We start from the raw sequence: 26,849 nt of genomic DNA, 5'->3' as shown, positions 1-26,849 counted from the left end.
TTCCATCGGCTTATGGCCCTGACTCAACAAGTCCAGCACCAACCGCCGACGCTCCGGCGACAACTTCGATCTCCCCACAACAGCCCTCCAACTCTGAAAGGCGTTGCGACAATCCCCTGACACCAGGGTCGCCAGGTGCAAGTTTGTTTCCACCTAAACCCTTCTTTCAAAGGGAACCTGGCTCGACTGGCGGGTTGTTCGGCGGCTGGCGAGCTGTGGCCGGCTTTGGGATGGGGGGGTGATCAATTCGCGGTGGTCAGTCAGACGTGCGGCTAGGGCAGCATGGCGCTGTTCACCGAAGGCGGTGAGGGTGCAGGGGGCGGGGTCAGGTTTGTTAGTAGTACCGGCGTAGGGCTGGCCAGGTCTCTGACCAGGGGGCTTTCGTGCCGGTGCAGAGGACTAGGGCTGTTCCCTGTTCTTCGTTGTCTGCGCTGATGCCGTTGTCCACTCGGGCTACTTGGGTGCAGTTGGTGAAGTTTGCTTCGTAGGTGGGGTTTCGTTCTTGCTCTATCAGGAGGACTGGGCCGTCTTGCATGTCGGAGGGGTGGGACCAGTCGTGGAAGCTCATGTGGCCGGAGTAGGGCTGGGGCAGGCCTTGGTCTGGGCCGTATTTGGCTAGGGCGCCTGCTTGGCCGTAGTTGCCGGCTAGGAGGACTGCGCGGGCTTGCTGGGCTTCGGGGATTTGGTTCCAGGCGTCGGCTACCGCGGTGGTGAGTTGGGGCCAGCCGATCTGTTCGCCTTGTTCGGCGTTGACGGGGATGACGAAGTTGACTGCTGAGGCCGGTAGGACGGGCAGGGTGAAGAGGGCTGAGGTTAAGGCGGTCAGTACTAGGCCGGCTGTCAGGGAGATGCGGCGGCGTCGGGTTGTTAGCCAGTCGAGGGTTGGTTGGCTACCGGCTGCGACTAGTACCAGGAGTAGAGGTAGGGCGTAGTAGGACTTGCCGCCGAGAGCCAGTACTACGACGCAAAGCACTGGGTAGGCGAGGGCGATGGCGCGGGCCCAGTGGAGGGAGCGCCAGAGGTGGAGGAAGCCGGCTATCCAGATCGGCACCAGGAAGGGGGATAGCTGGAGGAGTTGGAGGGGGACGAACATGATGCGGTTCTCGGTGCCGTCGTCTTCGCTGATGCCGCTGGCGACGGTTAGTTGGGGCCAGTCGTGGGTTGCCTGCCAGATCAGATTGGGGGCGGCGATGATGCCGGCGACGGCTAGGCCGACCAGGAGCCACGGGCTTCGTAGTACGGCGCGGGGGCCGGTGATGAGCACTGCGATCAGGAGTGCGGCCAGGGGTAGTACGACCAGGTACTTGTTCTCCAAGGCGATTCCGGTGGCCAGGCCGATGGCTACCCACCAGCGGCCGTTGCCGGTGCGGAGGAGTTTGATCGCGAGCAGGGCGATGGCCATCCAGGCGAGCAGGTCGTAGGTCGCGGTCGAGGCCAGGTGGCCGACGCCCATCACGAAGCCTGAGACCGCGGCGAAGGTGGCCGCGAGGATCTGGGCCCGGCGGGTGGCGTCGAATTCGCGGGCGATCAACGCCACTACGACGACCGTCAGCGCGCTGGTGATCGTCGAGAGCACTCGCAGGCCCATCGGGGTGGCGCCGAAGATGTCGGTGGACAGTCGCACGAGCAAAGGCGTCAGGGGTGGTTGGTCGACGTAGCCCCAGGCCAGGTGGTCGGCTGCGACCAGGAAGTACAGCTCGTCGCGATGGAATCCGTAGCGCCCCGACAAAGCTGTCAGTACTACGGCCAGCGCGGCCGCGATCGCGGCCACCGGCCGAGTCGCGAAACCCTCCCCAGCACGAATCATGGCGGCATGCTGTCAGTCCGCTGGGGGCACCGGGAAGCCTTCGCCGTCAGTCAAAAGGTGGTGATCGCTTCGCGCGGTCGCGACCCCGACAGGTTGGTATAGGTCAGCTTGCGCGACAGCGGCACTTGCCCCAGGTGACCGTGGCTGGTTTGGTATATCAACCCGAGCGGCCAGGGAGGCGACGAACTGTGGTCCTGCTGTACGAGCAGATCAGCACGCATGTGCTCGAGGAGATCCGGAGTGGCGTGCTCGGGCCGGGGGACCGGGTCGCCTCCGAAATGGAGCTGGCTGCGCAGTTCGACGTCAGCCGGATCACGTCCAAGCGCGCTCTCGAGGTACTACGTGAGGCCGGCCTGATCGAGCGGATCCGGGGCAAGGGCTCGTTCGTCGTCAAGCACCTGCCCGACCTGGAGGGCGTGACCGCGCCGCTCAAGGGAGCGCTCCGCCCGGCCCGGCGCAACCAGGTGCCGGGGTCGATCGCCCTCGTCATACCGGATGTGTCCGAGGCGTACGGGCTGGAGTTGCTGCAGTCGATCGAGGAGCGATGCGCCGAAGCAGGCGCGAACTTGATCGTACGGCGGACGCGCGGGCGTCAGGCGGATGAGGAACGGGCGGTGGAGTCCCTGGTCGCGTCAGGGGAGGTGGACGGGCTGATCGTCTTCCCGGTGCACGGTGACTTCTACAACGCGAGCCTGTTGCGGCAGGTGCTGGACGGGTTCCCGCTGGTACTCGTCGACCGGCATCTGTCCGGGATCCCGGTGTCTGCCGTCCATACCGACAACGTCGCCGCCTCGCGTGCGCTGACCGAGCGGCTGCTCGATCGCGGGCATCGGCAGATCGCGTTCGTCTCGCCGCCACCGTTGAACACGTCGAGCATCGAGGACCGGCTGGAAGGGTTCCGGACGGCGTTCGCCGAGCGGGAGCCAGGCCGGTACCAGGCGCATCAGCTGACCGAGTTGCGGAGTACGTTGCCGGGCTCGTTCACGCCGGAGAGCGTTTCCTCCGATCTCGAACTGATCCGGGCGTTCCGGCGGCGCTTCCCCGAGGTGACGGCCTTCGTCGCCTGCGAGTACAACCTGGCCAGGATGCTCGACCGGGCACTCGGGCGGCCGCGCGATCTGGTGATCGGCTGCTTCGATTCGCCGGGCGATCCGATCGCCGGGCCGCCGTTCCTGCATGTCCGGCAGGATCAGCGGGAGATGGGCAGACAGGCGGTCGACCTGCTGCTCGCCCAGCTCCGCGGCGAGTCGGTGCCGAAGTTGTCCCTGGTCCCGTTCCGACTGGTCGATGCCGACCGCAATTGAGGTGGCACCACCCACTGACTTTCGGCAGTACTGCGGGGAGCGCTCTCCTGTGTAGCGTCGGACTGTGAACTGGACGCGCGCGGGAGACGTCGGCCTCTGGGCCGGGCTCTCGTTGCTGGTGCTCGGGGAGAGCGGTGCCCGGCACGACCCGCTCTGGATGCGGGCCGGCTGCCTCGTCGTACTGGCCGCCGCGGTCCTCCTGCGCCGGTCCCGGCCTGTGATCGGTCTGAGCCTCGTGATCGCCACCGAGGTGGTGATCCTGGCCGTCAGCCTCGGCACCACGATCGGCGTTCCGATCGCGCTGATCCCGGCGATCTCCTTGCTGAGCTACGTTTCCGGGCGTCGCGAGAGCCGGCTGCGGCCGTTCGTGATCATGGCGTGCGCTCAGCTGGCCGCGTTCCTGATCCTCAGCCTGGCCGTGCATCCCGACGTACCGGTCACCGAGGCCGTGCTCAGCTGGCTGCTGGTCCTGCTGCTCTCGCTCCTGGTCGTCGTGCTGCCCTGGCTGATCGGCCGGTACCGCGCACAGCAGGCCCTGCTCGCCACGGCCGGGTGGGATCGCGCTGAGCGGATCGAGCGCGAGCACCGGCTGGAGATCGCCCAGGAACGGCTCAGAGAGCGCTCCCGGATCGCCGAGGACATGCACGACTCGGTCGGCCACGAGCTGAGCCTGATCGCGTTGCGGGCCGCCGCGCTGGAGGTCGACGCGGACTTGCCCGAGCGTCATCGCCGCGCCGCCACCGAGCTGCGCGAAGCCGCCGCCACCGCGACGGAACGACTTGGCGAGATCATCGGCGTACTACGTGATGGCGAGGCGTCCGTGGTTCCGGCCCAGGAGACGGTGGCGGAGCTGGTCGAGCGGGCGGCCGCATCTGGGTTGGCCGTGAAGCTCGTCCAGGAAGAGACTTCCGAGTTGTCCGCGATGGTCGACCGCGCCGTTCATCGCGTCGTGCAGGAGTCGCTCACCAACGCCAGCAAGCACGCGCCCGGCGCCGAGGTGACCGTGACCGTCTCCCAGGTGGGCGACCAGGTCGAGGTACGGGTGGCGAACACCGCAGCTCAAGGAGTCGCCGCGAGTGCGTCCGGCGGTCGCGGGCTCGCCGGCCTGGCTGAGCGAGTGCGGCTCGTGGGTGGAACGTTGAGCGCCGAGCCCCGTAGTACCGGCGGTTTTGAGGTGGTGGCGCGGATCCCGCGGAGTGGCGGGCGGCCGGAGCCTGAAGCGCCGGCCGAGTCCGCGACCGCCGACGAGCGGGCGTCTGTACGGCGAAGCGCCCGGCGCGGGCTGATCACCGCCGTCGCCGCGCCGGTCGCGATCGGCGCGGTCGTCGGACTCGTTGCCTTCGGCTACTACTTGATCGTCGGCCACAGCTCGATCCTGCGGCCGGCCGACTACGACGCGATCCAGCTCGGCCAGACGGCTGAACAGGTCGAGGACCGGCTGCCCGCGATGCAGATGGTGGACCCGCCGAGCGACAGAGTGCAGCAACCGAAGGAATGGAACTGCCGCTTCTACCGGCCCGACGTACCGTTCTCGATCACCTACGCCTACCGGCTGTGCTTCCACCACGGCGTGCTGGTGGCCAAGGACGTCGTCGCGACCGGATCCGTGCGACCCACCCCCGAAGGACAGCCCACCACCGAAGGACAGCCCACGACCGAAGAGACGCCGTGACGATCAGGGTGCTGCTCGCCGACGACGAGACGATGGTTCGCGCCGGGGTCCGGGCGATCCTCGGCTCGGACGACACGATCGAGGTCGTCGCCGAGGCTGCCGACGGGCAGGAGGCCGTCGCACTCGCCCAGCGCCATCGACCCGACGTCGCCGTGCTTGACATCCGGATGCCACGGATGGACGGGCTGGCCGCCGGCGCCGAGATCAAGCGGACCGTTCCGGAGACCGCGGTGGTGATCCTGACCACCTTCTCCGAGGACGCCTATATCGCGAAGGCGCTCGGCGACGGCGCCAGCGGGTTCCTGCTCAAGTCGGGCGACCCGCATGAGCTGATCGCGGGGCTCAAGGCGGTCGCCGGCGGCGCGGCGTACCTGTCGCCGAAGGTGGCTCAACGGGTGATTGCTGAGCTGGGCGCCGGTACCGGTGGTGGCCGGATGGCGCGGGCAGCGGCGGCGAAGGAGCAGGTCGAGGTGCTCACTCCGCGCGAGCGCGAGGTACTGGCTCTGGTCGGTGCTGGGCTGTCGAATGCTGAGATCGCCGGCCGGCTGTTCCTCGTCGAGGGCACAGTGAAGGCCTACGTCAGCGCCGTCCTCACCCGGCTGGCTGTGAAGAACCGTGTCCAGGCCGCGATCGTTGCCTACGAAGCCGGTCTGGTCACCGATTGACCGCTACCGGTCAGAGGCGGTGGGCGAGGGCCTTCGGCGGGCAGTATCCGGGTGGCCTGCCGACGCTCCGGCGGGTGACATCGCCTCGACACCCGGTCATGGGATAGTGGACCTCCCGGGTGGACTGCGCCTGGGATATCCATGCAATACACCCCTTCATCAGCCCCAGGGGAGCGGCAGCCCCGCCCCCTCCTCACAGAATCGGGGGATCTAGGTCGTGACCGACTCGCACAACTCCGGACAGCACAAGGACCGGGAAGCGGCAGCGGCCGAGGTCCGGAGGATGTGGCAGCCGACCCCGTCCTGGACCCAGCCGGATCCCAACTCAGCTCCGACCACGCCGCCACCTCCGCCGGCCGAGAACCCGCCTGCCAGTACTCCGCCGCGGAGCAGCCAGGCGACTCCCGACCCGGACGAGGTCGAAGAGGAGACAGTAGTGGAGTCTGCGTCGGAGGACAGCCAGCTTGACGCGCTGTCCCAGGAGTTCCCCGGTGACTCGTGGTCGCAGCCGGCGGAGACGCCGAAGACCGCGACGGACCCGTGGACCAAGCCGCCGGCCGCAGAGCCCGCCGCTGACCCGTGGAGCAAGTCGGCCGGCCACGAGCAGCCGGCAGGGGAGTCGTGGAGCAAGCCCGTCACCCACGAGCCGGTGAGCGAGTCCTGGAGCAGGACCGGCGCTCCGGAGCCGGCCGCTGACCCGTGGAGCCAGCCCGCTCAGGAGCAGGTCGCTCCGCGTGACCTGCAGTCGCCTCAGCTGTCCCCGGCCGCCCAGCACTTCTTCCCGCAGGGCATTCCGGGCCAGCAGTCGCAGCAGCAGCCTGAGCGTCAGGTCTCGTACCGCGCGGACGAGTTGCTGCAGGCTCTCCCGTTGCCGCGGGAAGCTCCGGCCGAGAAGGGTGTGCGCAGCGTGCTGCGGCTCAGGCCCGGTACGGGTGAGCGGCTCGAGCGGATCGCACGGGCCACCGCGGCGACTGCCTTCCGGCGGCCGGTCACGGTGACGATCGCGAACCCCAAGGGCGGCTCTGGCAAGACGCCGACCACGCTGCTGCTGGCCGGCGCGCTCGGTCAGGCGCGCGGTGGCGGTGTAGTGGCTTGGGACAACAACGAGCTGCGCGGCAACATGCACCTTCGCACGCACGACACGAACAGCCGCTCGACCGTGACGGATCTGCTGAAGGCGATGCAGATGCTCACCCAGCCGGATGCCCGGCTCGGCGACGTCGGCGCCTACCTGCGTCATCAGGTGTCGGGGCAGTACGACGTACTGACGTCTGCGACCACGACGTACGCGCAGATCGAGGCGAAGGACTTCGACCAGATCCACCGGCTGCTGAGCCGCTTCTACAAGGTGCTGGTGATCGACACCGGTAACAACGAGGGCTCCAGCAACTGGCGCGAGGCGATGAAGGCGTCCGACGTACTGGTGATCCCGATCAAGTGGAAGAGCCTGTCCTGCGCTGCCGCCGTGCAGATGCTGGAGGAGCTCGACCACCAGGGTCCGGACGCGCAGCGGTTGATCCGGCGCGCGGTCATTGCGGTCAGCAACGGCCCTGGCGATGTCAACAAGGAGGTCGAGAAGCAGCTCCGCCCGTACTTCGAATCGCGCGCAGCCGCCGTCGTCGACATCCCGATGGACCAGCACATCGCCGCCGAAGGCCCGCTGGACCACTCGGCCCTGCAGCCGGCCACCCGCCGCGCAGCTCTCGAGCTGGCGGCCAAGGTCGCCGAGCAGATCACCATCGCACTGAACGTTCCACGCTGACCCAGCCCGTCGGCGAGAAGCTGCGAACACCAAACGGCGGCCTCGGACATTTCTTGTCCGAGGCCGCCGTTCGATGTGTTCAAGGTGCTGACTTCTGGTCAGGCGTCCCGGCGTTGGAGGACCGTGGCGCCGGCCCATAGGCCGCCTACTGCCCAGGCCACCAGGACGAAGAAGCTTGCGGTGGGGGACAGTGGGTCGGTGGTGCCGGTCAGGTAGTTCTGGCCGGCGCCGCCGGGGAGCAGGGCGGCTAGCCAGGTCAGGGCGCGGATGCTGCTTTGGGCGAGCATCAGGGGGATGACGATCAGCAGCAGGAAGGCGGCTGTCAGGGTGCCGGCGGTGCTTCTGATGATGAAGGCGATGCCTGCGGTGAAGAGGGCGGCCAGGGTCAGGTAGGCCGCGACCGAGAGCAGGTCGACCACCAGGGTGGTCAGGTCCCAGTCGGCCCATTCGCCCATGGTCAGGCCGCCGGTGATTGCGGCGACGGCACCGAGTACGAGGGCGTAGGCGAACAGGACCGGCGCGAGCACGATCGCCTTCGCGAGTACTACGTTCCGGCGTACCGGGGTCCATTGCAGTGTGGAGCGGATACTGCCGGTCGAGTACTCCGACGTCACCAGGAGCATCGCGAAGGCGGCCACGATCACCTGGACGATCGTCATCGTCGACACCGCGACGCCACCGACGGCCGCCTTCTCCGCGATCTCGCCGGGTGGGAGATGTGTGTTGTCGTAGGCCGTCGAGAAGCCGAACTGGATCGCCAGCAAGCCGGTGAGGACGACCGCGGCCGCGACGTTCAGCCAGCTCGACCGGACCGTCCACAGCTTCGTCCACTCCGAGGCGGCCGCGTTATGTAGCCCGCTCGACCTTCGCTGGACGGTGATGGTTGCCGTGCTCATCGTTCTCCTGCCTCTACCAATTGGGGCTCAGCCTCGACCTGAGGTTCAGGGGTACGCCGCTTGTGCCGAACCAGCTCGACGATCAACGTCACGCCGAGGGCCAGACCGATGCCGAGCGCGACGCCCTTGAGCGGGTTGTCCTCGAAGGCCTTGCCGCCGATGTAGCCGACCAGCGCGCAGTACAGGCCCCAACTGGACGCTGCGAGAGCGGCGAAGAGCGAGAAGTTGCGGAGCGGATAGCGGACCGCGCCCATCGTCAGCGTCACGGCGGTCCGGCCGCCGGGGATGTAGCGGGCGACGATCAGTACCAGTCCGCCGCGCTCCTCGAGCGCGTTGCGCGCCCACCGCGACATCTTGTGCCGCTTCGTCCCCGGTTCGAGGCGGTCGAGCAACCGGCCGCCTGCGCCGCGACCGAGAACGTAAGAGAGGTGGTCGCCGAGGAAGGCGCCGGCCGCCGCCATCGCGATCACGAGGAGCAGGTCGGGCTCGCCGGTGGAGGCGGCGAAGACGCCGGCCGTGACGACGAGCGTCTCGCTCGGGATCGCGGGGAAGAACCCGTCCAGCGCGGCGAAGCCGAACAGGGCCAGATAGATCCACCACGACGACATCAGTTCCTGGGTGAAGTGCAGGATCGAGTCGCTCATCCCGCCACCACGCCGTACTGGACGCTGTCCGCGGTGAGCTCCATGTAGGCCTCCTCGAGCGAGGCGCGCTCGGTATGCAGCTCATGCAGCCGTACGCCGAGCTCATGCGCGAGGTCACCGATCCGCTCAGCCGGCACGCCGGCCACGATCAGCTGGTTGGGTCCCTCATCGACCTGATCCGCCTCGCCGGCCAAGCTGTCTCGCAGCAGGGCAAGCTCGGCTGGAGCTGGGATTCGGATTCGCACGGTGGTACGGGATGAGCCTGCGATGACGTCCGCGATCGGTGCATCGGCGATCAAGCGGCCGCGGCCGATCACGATGAGCTGGTCGGCGGTCAGCTGCATCTCGCTCATCAGATGGCTGGAGACGAAAACGGTCCGGCCTTCCACGGCGAGCTTGCGCATCAGCCGGCGAACCCAGCGGACGCCGTCCGGGTCGAGACCGTTGACCGGTTCGTCGAACATCAGTACTTCGGGGTCCCCGAGCAGTGCGCCGGCGATCCCTAGTCGCTGGCCCATGCCCAGGGAGAACTGTCCGGCGCGCTTGCGGCCGACCTCGTCCAGGCCGACGATCGAGAGCACCTCGTCGACCCGGCTGACCGGGATGCCGTTGCTGCGGGCCATCGCGATCAGGTGATTGCGAGCGGTACGACGCGGGTGCAGCGCCTTGGCGTCGAGCAAGGCGCCGACCTTGGTCAACGGGACCGGCCAAGCGGCGTACGGGCGTCCGTCGACGAGCGCGCGGCCGTCGGTGGGGGTGTCGAGGCCGAGGATCATCCGCATCGTGGTCGACTTGCCGGCGCCGTTCGGGCCGAGGAAGCCGGTCACCCGGCCGGCGGAGACGGTCAGATCCAGCCCGTCGACGGCCGTCGTGTCGCCGTACCGTTTGCTCAGTGCTTCGAGGGTGATCACGCGGAGCCCTTCTGATTCGCCAGTGTCACTGCGTCACTACGAACCTAGGAATCCGCGGCCTGCGAAACATCGGACTATCGGATTCACCCACCCCTGACTTTCGTCAGGTTTCCGGCGGTTGGCGTCCCCCTGTGGATGGGCCGCAGCAGTCCGCGAGCCGAGTCGATACCATCTGCGATGTGACGGCCCGCGCACGGCGGGGCGGCGTACTCGAGGAGTGAACGTGTCCGAAGTCAAGGTCCATCTGATCGGCGTCGAGGGCGAGGCTGAGCGGAGTGTGACCGAGACGACGACCGTCGGAGAGCTGTTCGCCGAGATCTTCGGCCAGGACCGCTCCGCCATCGCCGCCAAGGTCAACGGGGAGCTGCGCGACCTGGCCCGGGTGGTCGCCGACGGCGACGAGATCGTGCCGGTGCTGGCGTCGTCCGCCGACGGGCTGGCCATCATCCGGCACTCGACCGCGCACGTGCTCGCGCAGGCCGTCCAGGACCTGTTCCCGGACGCCAAGCTGGGCATCGGCCCGCCGGTCGAGAACGGTTTCTACTACGACTTCGACGTGGCGACCCCGTTCACCCCGGAGGATCTGACCAAGCTCGAGAAGAAGATGCAGCAGATCATCAAGGAGCGGCAGCGGTTCAGCCGCCGGGTGGTCTCGGACGACGACGCGCGCAGCGAGCTGGCCGCAGAGCCGTACAAGCTGGAGCTGATCGGTATCAAGGGCTCGGCGTCGGCCGATGCCGCCGAGGGTGCTTCGGTCGAGGTCGGCGCGGGCGAGCTGACGATCTACGACAACATCCGGCGCGACGACAGCGTCGCCTGGAAGGATCTGTGCCGCGGGCCGCACGTGCCCGCAACCGGGTACTTGGGCAACTTCAAGCTGATGCGCGTCGCCGCGGCGTACTGGCGGGGGAGCGAGAAGAACCCGCAGCTGCAGCGTATCTACGGCACCGCGTGGGACACCCGCGACGAGCTCAAGGCGTACCTGAACCGCCTCGAAGAGGCCGCCAAGCGTGACCACCGCAAGCTCGGCACCGAGCTGGACCTGTTCAGCTTCCCGGACGAGATCGGCTCCGGTCTGGCCGTCTTCCACCCCAAGGGCGGCGTCCTCCGCAAGGTGATGGAGGACTACTCGCGCCAGCGGCACGTCGAAGACGGGTACGAGTTCGTCTACACGCCGCACATCACCAAGGCGCAGCTCTTCCAGACCTCGGGCCACCTGGACTGGTACGCCGACGGTATGTACCCGCCCATGCACCTGGACGAGGAGCGCGGGCCGGACGGCGAGATCCGCAAGCAGGGCCAGGACTACTACCTGAAGCCGATGAACTGCCCGATGCACAACCTGATCTTCGACTCGCGCGGCCGGTCCTACCGCGAGCTGCCGCTGCGGCTGTTCGAGTTCGGCACGGTGTACCGGCTGGAGAAGTCGGGCGTCATCCACGGTATGACCCGGGCGCGCGGCTTCACCCAGGACGACGCGCACATCTACTGCACCCGCGAGCAGATGCGTGACGAGCTGCGGGGGCTGCTGAACTTCGTCCTCGGGCTGCTGGCCGACTACGGCCTGGACGACTTCTACCTGGAGCTCTCGACCAGGAACCCGGAGAAGTCCGTCGGGTCCGACGAGGTCTGGGAGGAGGCCACCAACACCCTGCGTGAGGTGGCCGAGGGCTCGGGCCTGGAGCTGGTCCCGGATCCGGAGGGCGCCGCGTTCTACGGCCCGAAGATCTCGGTCCAGGCGCGGGACGCGATCGGCCGGACCTGGCAGATGTCGACGATCCAGCTGGACTTCAACCTGCCGGAGCGGTTCGAGCTGGAGTACACGGCACCCGACGGCTCGCGGCAGCGGCCGGTGATGATCCACCGCGCGCTGTTCGGCTCGATCGAGCGGTTCGTCGCCGTCCTGACCGAGCACTACGCCGGCGTCTTCCCGCCCTGGCTCGCGCCGGTCCAGGTGGTCGGCATCCCGATCACCGACGGCCACGTGGACTACCTGTTCGAGATCTCGAAGCAGCTCAAGGCGGCCGGGATCCGGATCGAGGTCGACGCCTCCGACGACCGGATGCAGAAGAAGATCCGCAACGCGCAGAAGTCGAAGGTGCCGTACATGCTGATCGCGGGTGACGAGGACATGGCGGCCGGTTCGGTCTCCTTCCGCTACCGCGACGGCTCCCAGAAGAACGGCGTCCCGATCGCCGACGCCATCGCCGAGATCGTCGAGGCCGTCGAGAAGCGCGTGCAGGTATGACCGATCTCCCCGGCGATACGCCGTACGAGCTCGATGGTGTGGAGGAGCAGGACGGGGTCGGCGTGCCGGATCCGTTCCTGCGGCTGTGGACTCCGCACCGGATGGCCTACATCGTCGGGGAGAACAAGCCGACCACGGGCGAGGCGGGGAACGGGTGCCCGTTCTGCCGGATGCCATCGCTGTCCGATGTGGACGGGCTGATCGTGCGGCGGTCGACGGCGGCGTACGCGGTACTGAATCTGTATCCGTACAACCCGGGGCATTTGATGGTCGTGCCCTATCGGCATGTCGCCGACTACACCGAGCTGACGCCGGACGAGGTCAGCGACGTCGCGACGCTGACGCAGCAGGCCATGCAGGCGGTGCGGATCGTGTCGGCTGCTCATGGCTTCAACATCGGGATGAATCAGGGCGAGATCGCCGGAGCCGGGATCGCGGCGCATCTGCATCAGCACGTGGTGCCGCGGTGGGGTGGCGATGCCAACTTCATGCCGGTGATCGCGCAGACGAAGGTGCTGCCGCAGTTGCTGTCGGAGACGCGCGCGCTACTCGCGAAGTCCTGGCCGACTGCCTGACTTCGCGAAGGTCTACCTGATGTTGCGCCACACCTGACGCTGCGTCATCTAGTGCTGCGCCATCTGATGCTGTGTCATCTGATGCTGTGTCATCTGATGAAGAGCGGCAGGAGTGGGGCGACCAGGTCGAGGAGCGTTTCGAGGGGGATCTCGCGGGAAGGGTTGGTCAGGCCGCTGACCCGGACGACGCGCTTGCCCTGGCGGAAGACGAGTTCGCCCTGGTCGGGGAGGTAGTAGCCGGGGCGGCCGATGGATGAGAGCCTCGGCGGTGGTGGGGTGCGCTTGGCTTCGGGGATCGTGTCTGGGTTGAACGACTCGACGATCGAGAAGGTCGCGTCGAAGCTGCCCCAGATGCAGGTCAGCGCGCCGTTCACCCGGTAGTCGCGCCGGAGTAGCACCATGGTGCCGATGAACCGCTGGGCGCTAGCGGCCGACAGCTGGCACGCCGAGTCCGTCTGGCGTGCGCTGCGGATCAGACTCGGTACGACGATGCGCACCGCCTGGCTGATCGCGACCGCCTTCGCGCGATCGATCCCGGTCGGGTAGCGGTCGATGCCGCCCGCCGAGAGCAGCCTGACCGCGCGGTCGTCGACGGGGAAGACCACTCGCGAGGGGCTGATCCGGGCATCGGGCCCGAGCTCGGGAAGCAGCTCCAACGTCCCGGAGCCCGCTGCCAGCCGCTCGAGCGAGTCAGGCTGCTTCGGCAGGGCGGTCACGCCGACCGTCACCGAGCGCCCGTCCAGTACCAAGGTGCACAGATCGAGCGCCGGTAGCCCACCGTCGTTCCACGAGAACGGCTTGGCTACCACCGATACCCCGAGCTGCTTGGTCAACGGCCAGGCGACCGCAACACAGACATTCACCCCCGCCTCGCCCGCAGTCCCGTCCAGCCCTTCAGCCTGCGGCGGCGCCACCACGGTCGGCACGACCACAGCCGGCACAGTCACCGGCGCCGACGGCGGAGCCTCATCAGCCCGCCGCGCCACCGAACACCCCGCTACCGCCCCAACAACCACCATCCCCACAACCACCCGCCAAAGCCAACCACCGCGATGCCCATTCCACCCCACCAGCGCCCGCCAAGAGTGCGCAGCGCGGCGGCCCTCCGACCCCACAACCACCCGCCAGGGGCGAGCACCGCGAGGCGCATCCCGCCCGGCCTTCATCCGCGGGAGTGCCGGGGCTCCACCACCCACCAAGCCGCTGGGCGGCGGGTTGGCTGCGCCTGGTTGCTGCGGGTGGCGGGGGGAGTTGGCGGGTTGGTGTGTCGTGCAGGTGCGCTCGTCCGCCGGGCTGGGGGTGGGCGGGCTCGGGCGTGCGACTGTGGGCCGGGGCTCGGTCATACGGACCTCCCGTCGGCGGGTGGGCGTGAGGCTATTTTGCGCCTGTTGGCGGGGTCCGGGGAAGCTCTTCGGGGTGGCGCGTCACCGGCCGGTGGCTGGGCTGGACTACGATCGCGTCGCCATGCTTAACAGATTCCGGCAGTTCTGGACCAAGGTGATCGCACCGATCGCCAACCTTCTGCTCAAGCTCGGCGTGAGCGCTGATGCGGTCACGCTGGTCGGCACCATCGGCGTCTGTGCCGGTGCGCTGATCTTCTTCCCGCGCGGCCACATCTGGCTGGGTGCGGTCGTGATCACGTGTTTCGTCTTCTCCGATCTCATCGACGGCTACATGGCCCGCACCTCGGGTACGTCGTCGAAGTGGGGGTCCTACCTGGACTCCACGCTGGACCGGCTGGGCGACGGCGCGATCTTCGGCGGCCTCGTCCTGTACTACGCGGGCAGCGCCGGCGACACCCCGTGGATGGCCGGCGTCACCCTCTGGGCGCTGGTGATGGGCGCGACCACGTCGTACGCGCGGGCGAAGGCCGAGAGCCTCGGCCTGCACGCGAGCGGCGGCCTGGCCGAGCGCTCGGACCGGCTCGTCGCGGTGCTGGTCGTCGGCTTCTTCTCCGACGTCCTCAACCTCCCGATCCTGCTCAAGATCGTCCTCTGCGCCCTGGCCGCCGCGAGCACCATCACGGTCGTCCAGCGCACTCTGTCGGTCCGCAAACAGGTCCTCGCCGACCCAGCCAACGCCGGCCTAGGCACCCCAGCCGGTACGCCCGCTGGCGCGGGGAGCGGAGCCGCAACGGCGCCGACTGGCCCGTCCGCGGGGAGCACCGTCGGTACTGCGCCGACCGCAGCAGAATCGGACGGGGTGGCGCCGAGTGATCTAGGTCTGGGTGAAGGTTCGGCGGATGGCGGGACGGCTGGTCCTGGGTCCGGCTTGCCGCCTAGCTCCAGCTGACCTGTGGAGGCATTGCGGCAGCGCGCCGTCGACTTGGCGTTCGCGCTGGCCTGGGCGCTGACCCGGCGGTTGCCGGAGTCGGTCGTCACGGCGGCCTTCCGGCGCATCGCGGACTTCGTCGTACGGCGGGACGGGCGGGGCGTCCAGCGCCTTCGATCCAACCTCGCCGTGGTCCGGCCGGGCGCGACGCCGGCTGAGCTGGACGCGCTGACCCGGGCCGGAATGCGGTCCTATCTCAGGTACTGGCAGGAAGCGTTCCGGCTGCCCGAGTGGGATGACGAGCGCATCGTCGGCCGGGTTCGGACGGTCAACGAGAAGTTCCTCCGCGACGCGCACGACGCGGGCAAGGGCGTGATCTGCGCGCTTCCACATCTGGCGAACTACGACCACGCCGGCGCCTGGGCCGGCCGAACCGGTATGCCCGTATCGACCGTGGCCGAGCGGTTGCGCCCCGAGTCCCTGTTCGACCGCTTCGTCGCCTACCGGGCCAAGCTCGGGATGGAGGTGCTTGCCCTGACGGGAAGCGACGAGCACGTGTTCGGAGTACTGGCCGAGCGGCTGCGGTCCGGCGGTTTCGTCTGCTTGGTCGCGGACCGGGACCTGTCGGAGCGAGGCGTCCCGGTGAACTTCTTCGGCCGGCAGTCCCGGATGCCCGCTGGCCCCGCGGCGCTGAGCGTGCGGACCGGCGCCCCGCTGATCCCAGCGACCCTGCACTACGACGGCCCGGATCTCGTCATCACCTTCCACGACCCGATCGACCGCGCCGGCGGCCCGGCGAAGATGACCCAGCGCTGCGCCGACGCCTTCGCCATCGGCATCGCCGAACACCCGCAGGACTGGCACATGCTGCAGCGAATCTTTCTGGACTGAATGAAGATCGGCCTGGTCTGCCCGTACTCGCTCGGTACACCGGGCGGGGTGCAGAACCACGTCCGCGACCTCGCTGAGGCATTGATTGCCCTCGGCCACGAAGTGTCGGTACTCGCACCGGTCGACGACCACAAGGTCCCGCCGTACGTCGTATCGGCAGGTCACGCCGTCGGGGTGCCCTACAACGGCTCGATCGCGCGGGTGACCTTCGGGCCGCGGACGGCCGCGCGGGTGCGGAGCTGGCTGGCTGAAGGTGGTTTCGACGTCGTCCACGTGCACGAGCCGACGACGCCGAGCGCCTCGATCATCGCGCTCTGGGCGGGCGAAGGTCCGTTCGTCGCCACCTTCCACACCTGGCAGGTCCGCTCGCGGGCGATGAGTGCAGCGGCCGGGCTGTTGCGGCCCGCGCTGGAGAAGCTCGACGCCAGGATCGCGGTCTCGGAGAACGCGCGCTCGATGATGGTGCAGCACATCGGTGGCGAGGCCGTGGTGATCCCGAACGGCCTCTACACGGCTCGTTTCGCCGGCCGGATCCGCCCCGAGTGGCAAGGCGCCCACGGCACGATCAGCTTTCTCGGCCGGATGGACGAGCCACGCAAAGGCCTCGGCGTACTGATGGCGGCGGTACCACGATTGGTGGCGGCGCGGCCGCGGGTACTGGTGTTGGTGGCCGGCACCGGACAGGCCGACGACGCGCGTCGCGCGCTACCGGAGCACTGTCGCGACAACGTGCTCTTCCTCGGCGCGATCGACGACATCGCCCGCGCGGACATGCTGGCCGGGTCGGACGTGTACGTCGCGCCGCATCTTGGTGGCGAGAGTTTCGGGATCGTGCTGCTGGAGGCAATGGCTGCGGGCGCACCCGTCCTGGCGAGCGATCTCGCCGCGTTCCGGCAAGTGCTGGACGGCGGTCGCTTGGGCGAACTGTTCGAGCCCGGCAATCCGGACGCGCTGGCCGCGCAGGCATCCCGGCTGCTGGGGTCGCCGGACGAGCGCGACAAACTGCGCGAGGCGGGGCGCGCCGCAGTACCGAGGTATGACTGGGGCAATCTGGTCGGTGAACTCGTCGCCGTCTACGAGCTGGTCGCGCGCCGATAGCAGTCGAGGCGCACCTATTGCGTCCGCGATCGGCGTTCTTCAGCTCAACGGAGTTCGGCCGCTGTCGTGGCGATGGCGTCGAAGTCGCCCGGGGTCGGGTGCCAGGGGAGTTGGAGCGGGTCGTTCTTGTAGCGGGGGATGACGTGCAGGTGAGTATGGAAGACCGACTGCCAGGCGTCGGCGCCGATGCAGCTGAGCAGGTTGGCGCCGTCGGCGTCGAGGCGGTCGATCACCCGGGTGACCAGCGACTGGGCCAGCAGCGTCGCGGCGATGAGATCCTCGGGAGCGCTCTCCCGCAGATCGGCGGAGTGTTCGCGCGGGATGACGAGCAGATGGCCGCGGGTGGCGGGGTTGATGTCCATGAAGGCGATCGCCCGGTCGTTCTCGGCAACCTGCTGGGACGGGATGGTGCCGGCCACGATCCCGCAGAAGAGGCAGTTCTCGGTCATCTGGCCAGGCTAAACTGCGCAGGCCCGCTCCGATTCATCAGTGCCCATAGGGGAGCCCATGCCGGACGACCTGCTGCGCCCAACCATCGGCGCGGACGTCGACCTGTCCGTGCGTCCCTGGCGGTTGATGTCGCAGGCCTATGTGGCGTTCTTCGGCGGGGTCATCGCGACCACCGTGATCGCGTCGCTGAACGCACGCCGCCTCGGCGTACCGGCGAGCGGACGGCGGCTGATCCTGCTGACCGGTTTTGCCGGGCTGGTGCTCGCCGCGGTCGCGATCGCGTTGTTGACCGATGAGGTGACGGCCTCGTCGGGGACGCGGGTGGTGATCCGGGTGATCGCGATCCTGACCTGCCTGGTCCAGTTGCGGTTCCAGCAGCCGATGGATCGCGCGTTCCAGTTGCGCGGTACGGAGTACAAGTCGCTGTGGGGACCAGGGCTCGCCGCGGTGATCGGTTGCGGTCTGCTCGAGGTCGTCCTACTCGCACTGGTGGTGATCGCGGTATGAACGAGCCGACCGAGGCCAGGCTCCAGATGGCCGGCCACTGGTTGCAGATCGGCCATCCTGAGCGGACTCTCACGGAGCTCCAGGGGCTGTGGGGTGACGCGGCGCTCGACTACCGCGCGTTCCTGTTCCGTGGCGCCGCGCTACACGCGCTTGATCGCAACGAGGAAGCGATCTCCGTACTACGTGACGGACTGTCGCACTATGGCCTGTCAGTGCCGCTGCTCCAATTGCTCGGCTCCGCACTGCGGGCAGCCGGACAGTTGCAGGAGGCGGAAGCGGTCTACCTGCAAGGCCTCAGCCTGAACCCGAACGAGGCAGACCTGCTGCTCGGCTACGCGATGGTCTGCCTTGCTGCGGGCCAGACGGAGAAGGCGGCCGCCCTCGTCGAGCGTGCTGCGTCGTTCGCGCCTGAGAGTGCGTCGGTTTCGTCAGCGCGTGCGCAGGTCGCCTTCGCGCAAGGCAGGCACGAGGACATGCGCAGGCACAGCCAGGAAGCGCTCTCTGCCGATCCCGAGGATCCGGGAGCGCAGGCCCTGCACGGTACGGCGTCCATGCTGACGGGTGATGCCAGGTCGGGATACCGCTCTCTCGCCTCGGCTGCCGCGGCCAACCCGGCCGATGGCGACCTGCGGGGAGCGGCTCGCGAAGCCAAGCTGATCAACCACCCGCTGTTGCTGCCGCTGCGACCTTTCCAGCGGTTCAACCCGCTAGTGGTCTGGATCTGCGCTGTCGCGATCATCTACGGGCTGAGTGCGGCCGGCTTCGGTGCCTTGTCAACGATCTTCGCGATCGGCTGGTTCGCGTTCTGCGTCTACTCATGGGTCGCGCCACCGCTGGTACGCCGCCTGATCAACCGGAAATGGGGAACATGACGAACGACCGGATCTCCGCGCTGCGCAAGGCGGTCGAGGCCAGCCCGGACGACGTCCTGCTCCGCCTCATCCTCGCCGAGACGCTCGTCGCCGCGGACGAGACCGAGTCGGCCCTCGACCAGTACGTCGTACTGCTCGATCAGCAAGGCCTTCCGGCCGACCAGCTGGTACCGGTCGGTGAATTGGCCGCGGCCAACGGGCGCCTCGCGTTGCTGCGGGGCTGCCTCGAGGCGGCGAGGCAGGCGGGAGTCGTCGAGGGGACCGGGCGGCTGCAGCAGTTGGTCGATGAGATGGTCACCGAGCGCAGCGGCGTACGGGTCAAGGTCGGGCCCGAGGACGAACCGGGCTTCACGAGTGACGCGGTTGGGGAGACCACGACCTTCGACCAGGTCGGTGGGATGGAGGAGATCAAGCGGGTGATCCACCGGATGGTGATCCTGCCGCTCAGCCGTCCGGAGCTCTACTCGAAGTACGGGCGGAGGTCGGGCGGAGGCGTGATGCTCTACGGGCCGCCCGGGTGCGGCAAGACGTTGCTCGCGCGGGCGACCGCGGGGGAGTGTGGGCTGCCGTTCGTCAACGTCCGGATCGAGGACGTGATGGACCCGTACCTCGGGGTGTCCGAGAAGAACCTGCACAAGGCCTTCGAGCGGGCGCGGGCGAATGCGCCGTGTGTGCTGTTCCTCGACGAGCTGGACGCGCTGGCCTTCGCGCGGCACAAGCACGGCGGGTCGGAGTCGCGGCGGCTGGTCGACATCCTGCTGCAGGAGATGGACGCGATCGGCTCCAACAACGATGGGCTGCTCGTCCTCGCCGCCACGAACGCGCCGTGGGACGTCGACGAGGCGATGCTGCGGCCGGGGCGTTTCGATCGAGTGATCTTCGTACCGCCGCCGGACGAGCCTGCTCGCGCCGACATCCTCTCGGTGGTGCTGAAGGACGTACCGACAACTGGCATCGACTTGAAAGAGCTCGCCGCGCAGACGCCGATGTTCAGTGGTGCCGACCTTCGCGCGCTGGTCGAACGCGGGGTGGATCACGTGATCGACGAGGCCCTGGCGAACGGTGGTGAGCCGCCGTTGTCGATGCAGCACGTGTCAGCCGCGCTGCCAACGGTGAAGCCGTCGACTCTGGACTGGCTGCACCGGGTTCGCTCCTACATCGAGTTCGCCAACCAGTCCGAGCGTTATGACGACGTGGCGACCTACCTCCAGTCCAAGGAGATCCGCCGCCGGCTCAGCTGACGCTCGCCTTCATCCGCTGGACTGCTGAGTCCGGCATCGCTTCGTAGCGGCTGAAGGCGCGGGTGAAGGACGCTGCGCCGTGGGACAGGGAGCGGAGGTCGATGGCATAGCGGGTGATCTCCACCTGCGGGACTTCGGCCTTCACCAGAGTGCGGTCCTCGCCGACGCGCTCGGTACCGAGTAGGCGGCCCCTTCGACCGGACAGGTCACTCATCACCGAGCCGACCAGTTCGTCGGGGGTCAGTACCGAGACGAGATCGACAGGCTCCAGCAGATTCACCTTCGTCGCGGTCGCCGCCTCGCGAAGCGCCAGCCCACCGGCCATCTGGAACGCCATGTCGGACGAGTCGACGCTGTGCGACTTCCCATCGAGCAGCGTCACCCGGATGTTGACCATCGGATACCCGGCGCCGACGCCCTTCTCCATCTGCGCCCGGATGCCCTTCTCCACACTCGGGATGAACTGCCGCGGCACGGACCCACCGACGACCTTGTCGACGAACTCGAACTCCGATCCCTGCGGCAACGGCTCAACCTCGATGTCGCACACGGCGTACTGCCCATGTCCGCCGGACTGCTTCACATGCCGCCCGTGCCCCTTCGCCTTGCCTCCGAAGGTCTCCCGCAGCGGCACCCGCAGCTCGACGGTGTCCACAGTCACGCCGTACCGGTTGGCCAAGGCATCCAGTACTACGTCCGAGTGCGCCTCGCCCATGCACCACAAGACGATCTGATGCGTCTCGGGGTTCTGCTCGATCCGTAGTGTCGGGTCCTCGGCAGCCAGCCGCTGCAACCCGACCGACAGCTTGTCCTCATCGGTCTTCGCATGCGCCTGTACTGCGATCGGTAGCAGCGGCTCGGGCATCGTCCACGGCTTGAGCAGCAACGGATCGGCCTTGTCGGAGAGCGTGTCCCCGGTCTCCGCATGGGTGAGCCGGCCGATCGCGCACAGATCACCAGCGACCACCGTGGTGGCCGGCCGCTGTTGCCTGCCGAGCGGGAACGAGAGGGTTCCGATCCGCTCGTCCTCGTCGTGGTCGGCGTGGCTGTTCGCGGCACCGAAGAAGGACGTGAAATGGCCCGACACGTGAACCGTCGTGTCGGGCCTGATGGTGCCGGAGAACACCCGCACCAGGCTGACCCTGCCGACGTACGGATCCGACGTCGTCTTCACCACCTCGGCCAGCAACGGCCCGTTCGGGTCGCAGTCGAGCTTATTGCGCGGTACGCCGTGCGGCGTGAACACCTCGGGCAGCGGGTGCTCGGGCGGCGACGGGAACCCACTCGTCGCGACCTCGAGCAGCTCCATCGTGCCGACGCCGGTCCCGCTGCAGACCGGGATGACGGGGAAGAACGACCCGCGAGCAACCGCTGCCTCGAGGTCCTCGACGAGTACGTCCTGGCCGATCTCCTCGCCACCGAGATAGCGCTCCATCAGCGACTCGTCCTCGGACTCCTCGATGATGCCCTCGATCAGCGTGCCACGGAGTTCTTCGAGCTGATCGGCGTACTGCGGGTCGGGCGCGCGCGTGCTGCGTTTGCCGCGGTCGTACTCGTATTGCGTCTGCGACAGCAGACCGACCAGCCCCGTGCCGGCGGGGAGGTAGAGCGGGAGGACCTTGTCACCGAAGGCGTCCTGGGCCGCGGAGAGCGCGTTCTCGTAGTTCGCCCGGGCGTGGTCGAGTTTGGTGATCACGACGGCGCGCGGCATGCCGACCCGGTCGCATTCCTGCCAGAGCGCCTTGGTCGGTTCGTCGATGCTCTCGTTCGCCGCGAGGACGAAGAGAGCGCAATCCGCCGCCCTGAGGCCGGCCCGGAGCTCGCCCACGAAATCGGCATACCCAGGGGTGTCGATCAGGTTGACCTTCACACCGTTGTGGGGGAGCGGGGCGAGCGCCAGCCCGACCGACCGCTGCTGCCGGATCTCCGCGTCGTCGCAGTCGCACACCGTCGTACCGTCGACGACGGTGCCCGGTCTGGACAGCACTCCGGAGGCGACCAGCAAGGCCTCGACGAGAGTGGTCTTGCCGGCACCCGACGGCCCGACGAGCACCACGTTACGGATGGCGGCCGGGCTGTCCGCGACGGGAGCAGCACCACCGCCCTGGGAACTACTCGCCTTGTCTGCCATGACGTCCCTCCTGGTCCACCCACCATTCCCCCAACCCCCCACCCAACACAAGACCAAGCCACCCCTTCACCCGCACCCACCAACCCCGCCCTCACCAACTTTGCGCACGACCAGAGCACCCAACCCCTACAAGCGCTCACCCGGACCACAAGCCGAGCCCGCCGGCAGCACGCGCGCGCAGCCGACGTCGGCCCGACCCGCCCAAGCCCGGCGACGGGCGCGACCCGCCCAGGCCCGACCCGACCCGCCCAGGCCGACCCGCCAGGCCCGACCCGGCCCGCCCAGGCCGGCCCGCCCGGGCCCGGTGACGGGCGCGACTTTGTGCATGACGTGAGTGTTCTGGGCGTCGGTTGTTGCTCAGGTCGTGCACAAAGTCGCGGTGGCGCCGGGCTGTGGTTGGCGCGGCGGCTGTGGGGGAGGCGTAGGTGAGAAGGGGGCGTTGGTTAGGGGGTGGGGGTTAGGGCGGTGAGCATTGCTTGGAGGTCTTCGGGGTGGAGGCGGGTGGGCTTGGTGGTCAGTTCGGTGCGGAGGTGGGAGAGTTCGGCGGTTGTCTGGGCGGTCAGCTGCTGTTGGTGGGCGAGTTCGGCTTCGGAGCGGGCCAGCGCGGCTCGGAGGTCAGTGGTGGCTTCCTGGTGGGCTGCTTCCGCTCGGGCGGATTCCCGGTAGGCGGCTTCCGAGCGGCTGGCGGCGGCCTCGGCGAGCTGGCGGGCGGCGTCTACTTCGGCGATGCGGTGGCGCTCGGCTGCCAGTTCGGCGCGGAGCGATTCCAGCTCTGCTCGGCGCTCTTGCTCGCCTCGGAGAGCGGTGTCTCGGTCCAGCGATGTCCGCTCCAGGGCAGCGGCTAGTTCCAGGCGGTCTCGCTCGCCGTCACGTACTCGCTGTTCCGTGGTGGCCAGTACTGCGGTCGCCGCCTCCGTCTGTTGCGCGGCGTGCTCTCGCGCCTGTACTGCGTCGTCTCGCGCGCCGATCGCGTCATGGGCCTGCTGCCGGGCTGCGCCGAGGGCCTCGGTGGCGTCGAGCGCTTGCCGGGCTGCTGCGCCGGCTCGGTCGACGGCTTCGGTGCGCTCCTTGGCGGCTCTCTCGGCGGATGCCGTGGCCTGGCGGGTCCGGTGCTCGGCGTTCTCGCGGGCTTCCTCGGCGGTCAGTCGCGCTCTCTCCGCCTCCGCGACCTGTGCGTGTGCCGTCTCGACGGAGGCGATGGCCGCAGCCTCCACCTCATCCAGGCGGGTGGTCACCGCCAGGAGCGCTGCCGTCAGGGCGTCCACTGGTCCGCGGATCGTCTCCAGGTGGTCCCGCAGGCGCTCAGCGTCCAGCCGGAAGGTGCTGCTGTCGGCATCCAGCCCAAGCCCCAGTGCGCCCAGTGCCTCCCGCTCCGCCCTCGCCATCTGCGCACAGGTCCGCCCACCTTCCCAGCGGGTATCCCGGCAGAAACTCCTCGGTCTCCCGCCCTGCATCCCCGGCGCCGGCAGTTCTTCCCGGCACTTGCTGTAACCGCAGCGCCCAGTGTCCTCACTCATGCCCGTCAGCGTAGAGGTTAGGAGTTAGTAAACCCGGTAACTGATTCAGAGTTTTGGTAACCAAACTAAAACCCCACGAAACCAGTGTTTTGTTGGCGCGTGCGGCGAGCCGACCGAGCTGGACTGGGGTGGCAGGAGAGGATCGGAGAATGCCCGCAGATTTGGACGCCCTGATCGTCCTGGAGACGCTCAGAGAGACCCCCGCTGCGGTCGAACCGGCAGTGGACTGGCCAGGCGTCGAAAACCCGGCGGAACTACAGGCACAGATCGCTGATTGGCTAACGCAGTACGCGAACGCAGGCACCCGCAAGACCTACGCCTACGCGCTGGGCCTGCCACCCGCCTGGGTGGAGGCCCTCGAAACTCCCGGTGGAGTGGTCGCGAGTGAGGATCAGACGAAGGCTGGGGGGCGGGCGTCGGTGGGGGGCGGGCGGCCGCCGGTTGGGCGGTTGGGGGTGCTGCACCAGCTTGCTTGGTTCAGGTGGTGTGCTGGGCGGGGGATGGATCCCCGGGCGGCTACTGGTGGTGATGTGAAGGCTTGGTTGCACCAGCTGGATGCGGCGGGGGCGGAGAAGCGGACGAGGCAGCGGATGCTCTCTACCTTGTCGGCGTTCTACGGGCACCTCACCGAAGCCGGCGTAGTACCGGCCAACCCGGCGGCGCTCAATCGCGCCCGCCTCGGCCTGGGGAGCACAGCCCGGGATGCCTCCCCGACCATCAGGCTCACGGCCGGCCAGCTGAGAGCGCTCCTCGACGCAGCAGCCCAGCTACCCAACCGCACGCGCTACCGAGAGCTCTACGCCCGGCGCGCAGTGGCAGTAGTCGGCCTCCTCACCCTCGGCCTTCGAGTCTCCGAGCTGGTTGGTCTGGATCGCGACAGCCTCGTCCTGTCCGGGGGAGAGCCCATGCTGCGAGTGCTGGGCAAGGGCGGTCACCACCGCGAGGTCTACCTGACCGACCTCGCCGAGAGAGCGCTCACCGACTACCTGACCGAGCGAGACCGCACAGCACAAGCCGCCACCCCAGCACTGCGCGGCAGAACCAGCGCCAACCGCTCACCGATGATCGCCACCAAGGAAGGCGGCCCCTGCTCCCGCTTCGACATCAACGCCCTGCTGCGGCGGATCGCAGTACAGGCCGGCCCTGCCTTGGCCGAGGTCGCCGACCGCATCCACCCCCACGCGCTCAGACACGCCTACGTGACCATCGCACTAGAGCAGGACGCCCGAATCCAGCACGTCCAGGCGGACGTCGGCCACGCGACCATCGCCACCACCCAGTACTACGACCGCGGCCGCCGCACCCGCGACACCACGGCCGCCGACCTGGTCGCCGCAGCCATCCAAGCCGCCGGCACCGAAGCCGCGGCCCCACCCAGAACCGAGGCGGCCGAGCCGGAGGGGCATTGACGCGGCGCACCGGCCAGTCGCGCGGACTGACGGACCCTTGCCGTCGGTACTGTCGCGACATGCGTAGGGGATTCTTCACAGCTGTCGCGGCAGCCTTTTCCGGCCTGGTCCTGGCCGGCTTCGTGAGCGCCGCTCCGGCCACGGCCGGCAGCAATGGCAGCACTGACGTCGGCGACGTCGTGACGAAGCTGCAGCTCGACTACACCGTGACAGCCGACGGCGTGCTGCAGGTCAAGGAGACGATCGACTACAGCTTCGGAAGCTCCGGCCGGCACGGCATCTACCGCAACCTGATCACGCGGGAGGTCTGGGCCGACGACAAGTCGAAGGACCAGAAGTACGAGATCTCCAACCTGACGGTGACCAGCCCGAACGCCCCGGCTGCCTTCACCAAGGAGACGGAGAAGTCCAACGGCCAGCGTGACCAGAGCATCCAGATCAAGATCGGCGAGGCGGACAAGACCGTCTCCGGCCGGAAGGCGACCTACGTCATCGAGTACGACGTCCGCGGCGCGCTGCGGCACTTCGACGACCACAGCGAGCTGTACTGGGACGCGACCGGCAACGGCTGGGACGCCGTACTGCAGAACGTCATCGTCAATGTCACGGTGCCCGCGCCCGGCGTGCAATGGGCGAAATGTGTGGCCGGCCCGCCGGACGAAGCGTGTGACGGCGCGACGGTCACCGCCGGCAAGGGGGCGTTCCAGCAATCCACCGTGAACCGGCGGCAGGAGGTCACCATCGTCGCCGGGATCAAGGCGGGCGTCGTCAGCAACGACAAGCCGATCGTGGTCGACCCGCCGAGTCTCCTGGACCGCGCCGGTGTGACTGCTCCCGGCCTGGCGGGCGCAGGCGCGGTGTCGGTGGGAGCCATCGGCGCCGCCATCGCGTACAGCAAACGGGGCAACAAGGACCAGCGCTTCTCCGGGATGCCGCCGGGCGCCTTCCCGCCGGACGGGATGGTCGCGGTGCCGATCAAGGACGACCTGAAGGAGAGCCAGCTTCCGGTCGCGTTCTCGCCACCGCGGATCCCGGTCGCCGAAGGCGGTCTGCTGATCGACGCGACGGCGAACACCACCGAGACGGCCGCGACCTTGATCGACCTCGCGGTCCGGGGCGGCATCCGGATCGACAACACCGGTAGCGAGCAGAAGGCCGTGCTGCTGAACCCCGCGGTGGCGACGGCCCCGCACGAGCAGTACCTGATGCAGGGCCTGTTCCCGGGCCTGCAGCCCGGTGCGGAGCTGGTGCTGGAACGCCGGGGCGTCGGTGACACCTCGATGAGGCAGGCGCACGATGCGATGATCGGGCAGCTCCGCGAGCAGATCAGGCAACGCAACTGGTACGTCCGGATGCCGCGCGCCGGTGGCGGGTCGGCCATCTCGGGAGGCGCCAGGATCGCCTGCCTGGGCATCATCGGCACGTGGGTCTTCGGCGGACTCATCGGCGGCACGGCGATCGGTGCGGCCACCGGCGGCCTCGGCAGAGCCCTCACCATCGGGATCCCGGCGCTGGCAGTCCTGATCGCGATCATGATCTGGTTCGGAGTCCGGGGCCGAGGGCAACGAAGTGCCGCCGGTCGCGCGGTGACGGACCAGTTGATCGGCTTCCGGACCTATCTCGCGACCGCCGAGGCGGATCAGCTGAAGTTCGAGGAGGGCGAGGACATCTTCAGCAGGTACTTACCGTGGGCCATCGCTTTCGGGCTGGCCGACCGCTGGCAGCGCGTCTGCGCCCAGCTCGTCGCAGCCGGCCGGATCCCAGCGGATCCCTACTGGTACACGGGTCCGTCCTACTACAGCTCAGGTTTCGCCGCCGGCAACATCAGCCAGACGGTGGCCAACACGTTCGACCCGCCGCCTGCTCCCGCGGGAAGCGGCGGTGGCGGCGGCAGCTCCTCCGGCTTCAGCGGCGGCTCATCCGGCGGCGGTGGAGGCGGTGGAGGCGGCGGCTCCTGGTAGTACCGGCGTCTGGGCGA

The 26,849-nt window shown here is 68.5% G+C and carries 22 protein-coding genes; 14 read left to right on the top strand and 8 right to left on the bottom strand.

Annotated elements, in window-relative coordinates:
• Window positions 1–334: 334 nt before the first annotated feature.
• On the bottom strand, window positions 335–1,807 hold the full coding sequence (locus tag G3I17_RS13750; protein WP_203590125.1) for a glycosyltransferase family 39 protein: 1,473 nt from the start codon (window positions 1,805–1,807) through the stop codon (window positions 335–337).
• A gap of 188 nt (window positions 1,808–1,995) precedes the next feature.
• Between G3I17_RS13750 and G3I17_RS13745 the strand changes: the two genes are divergently transcribed.
• The 4 genes from G3I17_RS13745 (at window position 1,996) to G3I17_RS13730 (ending at window position 7,210) form a co-directional block, all read left to right on the top strand.
• On the top strand, window positions 1,996–3,111 hold the full coding sequence (locus G3I17_RS13745; protein WP_164596375.1) for a GntR family transcriptional regulator: 1,116 nt from the start codon (window positions 1,996–1,998) through the stop codon (window positions 3,109–3,111).
• 64 nt (window positions 3,112–3,175) lie between these two features.
• Window positions 3,176–4,783, top strand: coding sequence for a histidine kinase (locus G3I17_RS40710; protein WP_164596374.1), 1,608 nt, complete (start codon window positions 3,176–3,178; stop codon window positions 4,781–4,783).
• Window positions 4,780–5,448 (top strand): response regulator transcription factor, encoded by a 669-nt coding sequence (locus G3I17_RS13735; RefSeq protein ID WP_164596373.1) that lies wholly within the window; start codon window positions 4,780–4,782, stop codon window positions 5,446–5,448. The genes G3I17_RS40710 and G3I17_RS13735 overlap by 4 nt, the downstream gene beginning before the upstream one ends.
• A 217-nt stretch (window positions 5,449–5,665) precedes the next feature.
• Entirely contained in the window at window positions 5,666–7,210 is a 1,545-nt protein-coding gene (locus G3I17_RS13730; protein WP_164596372.1) for an AAA family ATPase, read from the top strand.
• 98 nt (window positions 7,211–7,308) lie between these two features.
• Here G3I17_RS13730 and G3I17_RS13725 read toward each other — a convergent pair whose 3' ends face one another.
• The 3 genes from G3I17_RS13725 to G3I17_RS13715 are packed head-to-tail and all read right to left on the bottom strand — an operon-like array spanning window position 7,309 to window position 9,661.
• A complete protein-coding gene (locus G3I17_RS13725) occupies window positions 7,309–8,106 on the bottom strand; it encodes an ABC transporter permease (RefSeq protein ID WP_164596371.1) in 798 nt (265 codons plus the stop codon).
• Window positions 8,103–8,750, bottom strand: a complete 648-nt coding sequence (locus G3I17_RS13720; RefSeq protein ID WP_164596370.1) for a DedA family protein — start codon at window positions 8,748–8,750, stop codon at window positions 8,103–8,105. Before G3I17_RS13720 ends, G3I17_RS13725 begins: the two co-directional genes overlap by 4 nt.
• On the bottom strand, window positions 8,747–9,661 hold the full coding sequence (locus G3I17_RS13715; RefSeq protein WP_164596369.1) for an ATP-binding cassette domain-containing protein: 915 nt from the start codon (window positions 9,659–9,661) through the stop codon (window positions 8,747–8,749). Before G3I17_RS13715 ends, G3I17_RS13720 begins: the two co-directional genes overlap by 4 nt.
• Window positions 9,662–9,884: 223 nt before the next feature.
• On the opposite strand from G3I17_RS13715, the gene thrS reads away from it, so the two are divergent.
• Window positions 9,885–11,909 (top strand): threonine--tRNA ligase, encoded by a 2,025-nt coding sequence (gene thrS / locus G3I17_RS13710; protein WP_164596368.1) that lies wholly within the window; start codon window positions 9,885–9,887, stop codon window positions 11,907–11,909.
• Window positions 11,906–12,484, top strand: a complete 579-nt coding sequence (locus G3I17_RS13705) for an HIT domain-containing protein (RefSeq protein ID WP_164596367.1) — start codon at window positions 11,906–11,908, stop codon at window positions 12,482–12,484. The genes thrS and G3I17_RS13705 overlap by 4 nt, the downstream gene beginning before the upstream one ends.
• A gap of 89 nt (window positions 12,485–12,573) precedes the next feature.
• On the opposite strand, the gene G3I17_RS13700 is transcribed toward G3I17_RS13705, so the two are convergent.
• A complete protein-coding gene (locus G3I17_RS13700) occupies window positions 12,574–13,503 on the bottom strand; it encodes a hypothetical protein (RefSeq protein WP_203590123.1) in 930 nt (309 codons plus the stop codon).
• Between the two features lie 445 nt (window positions 13,504–13,948).
• Between G3I17_RS13700 and pgsA the strand changes: the two genes are divergently transcribed.
• Genes pgsA through G3I17_RS13685 form a run of 3 tightly spaced genes read left to right on the top strand, consistent with a single transcriptional unit; the run spans window position 13,949 to window position 16,744 of the window.
• Window positions 13,949–14,776, top strand: a complete 828-nt coding sequence (gene pgsA, locus G3I17_RS13695; protein ID WP_164596366.1) for a phosphatidylinositol phosphate synthase — start codon at window positions 13,949–13,951, stop codon at window positions 14,774–14,776.
• Window positions 14,777–14,779: 3 nt separating this feature from the next.
• On the top strand, window positions 14,780–15,646 hold the full coding sequence (locus G3I17_RS13690; RefSeq protein ID WP_164596365.1) for a phosphatidylinositol mannoside acyltransferase: 867 nt from the start codon (window positions 14,780–14,782) through the stop codon (window positions 15,644–15,646).
• The gene (locus G3I17_RS13685; RefSeq protein ID WP_164596364.1) at window positions 15,647–16,744 is read left to right on the top strand and encodes a glycosyltransferase family 4 protein; all 1,098 of its coding nucleotides are present in this window, start codon (window positions 15,647–15,649) and stop codon (window positions 16,742–16,744) included. It begins immediately after the preceding gene.
• Window positions 16,745–16,788: 44 nt separating this feature from the next.
• Here the strand turns inward: G3I17_RS13685 and G3I17_RS13680 are convergent, their stop codons facing one another.
• The gene (locus G3I17_RS13680) at window positions 16,789–17,193 is read right to left on the bottom strand and encodes an HIT domain-containing protein (RefSeq protein WP_164596363.1); all 405 of its coding nucleotides are present in this window, start codon (window positions 17,191–17,193) and stop codon (window positions 16,789–16,791) included.
• Window positions 17,194–17,251: 58 nt separating this feature from the next.
• Here G3I17_RS13680 and G3I17_RS13675 point away from each other — a divergent pair, with 58 nt between their 5' ends.
• Genes G3I17_RS13675 through G3I17_RS13665 form a run of 3 tightly spaced genes read left to right on the top strand, consistent with a single transcriptional unit; the run spans window position 17,252 to window position 19,814 of the window.
• On the top strand, window positions 17,252–17,701 hold the full coding sequence (locus tag G3I17_RS13675; protein ID WP_164596362.1) for a hypothetical protein: 450 nt from the start codon (window positions 17,252–17,254) through the stop codon (window positions 17,699–17,701).
• The gene (locus tag G3I17_RS13670; RefSeq protein ID WP_164596361.1) at window positions 17,698–18,573 is read left to right on the top strand and encodes a tetratricopeptide repeat protein; all 876 of its coding nucleotides are present in this window, start codon (window positions 17,698–17,700) and stop codon (window positions 18,571–18,573) included. Before G3I17_RS13675 ends, G3I17_RS13670 begins: the two co-directional genes overlap by 4 nt.
• Entirely contained in the window at window positions 18,570–19,814 is a 1,245-nt protein-coding gene (locus tag G3I17_RS13665) for an AAA family ATPase (RefSeq protein ID WP_164596360.1), read from the top strand. The genes G3I17_RS13670 and G3I17_RS13665 overlap by 4 nt, the downstream gene beginning before the upstream one ends.
• Here the strand turns inward: G3I17_RS13665 and G3I17_RS13660 are convergent.
• Window positions 19,807–21,945 (bottom strand): elongation factor G-like protein EF-G2, encoded by a 2,139-nt coding sequence (locus G3I17_RS13660; protein WP_164596359.1) that lies wholly within the window; start codon window positions 21,943–21,945, stop codon window positions 19,807–19,809. The genes G3I17_RS13665 and G3I17_RS13660 overlap by 8 nt on opposite strands.
• Before the next feature lie 443 nt (window positions 21,946–22,388).
• Window positions 22,389–23,462 (bottom strand): response regulator receiver protein, encoded by a 1,074-nt coding sequence (locus G3I17_RS13655; protein WP_164596358.1) that lies wholly within the window; start codon window positions 23,460–23,462, stop codon window positions 22,389–22,391.
• Window positions 23,463–23,611: 149 nt separating this feature from the next.
• Here G3I17_RS13655 and G3I17_RS13650 point away from each other — a divergent pair, with 149 nt between their 5' ends.
• Both G3I17_RS13650 and G3I17_RS13645 read left to right on the top strand, forming a co-directional pair.
• The gene (locus G3I17_RS13650) at window positions 23,612–24,871 is read left to right on the top strand and encodes a tyrosine-type recombinase/integrase (RefSeq protein WP_164596357.1); all 1,260 of its coding nucleotides are present in this window, start codon (window positions 23,612–23,614) and stop codon (window positions 24,869–24,871) included.
• Between the two features lie 59 nt (window positions 24,872–24,930).
• Complete coding sequence (locus tag G3I17_RS13645) at window positions 24,931–26,832, top strand: DUF2207 domain-containing protein (RefSeq protein WP_164596356.1); 1,902 nt, start codon at window positions 24,931–24,933, stop codon at window positions 26,830–26,832.
• The last annotated feature ends 17 nt before the right edge of the window (window positions 26,833–26,849 follow it).

The organism is Streptomyces sp. SID13031, from assembly GCF_010548305.1.
Taxonomy (GTDB): Bacteria; Actinomycetota; Actinomycetes; order Propionibacteriales; family Kribbellaceae; genus Kribbella.
Note: the sequence above shows the minus strand (reverse complement) of the source record. Positions and strands in the feature narration are given on the sequence as shown.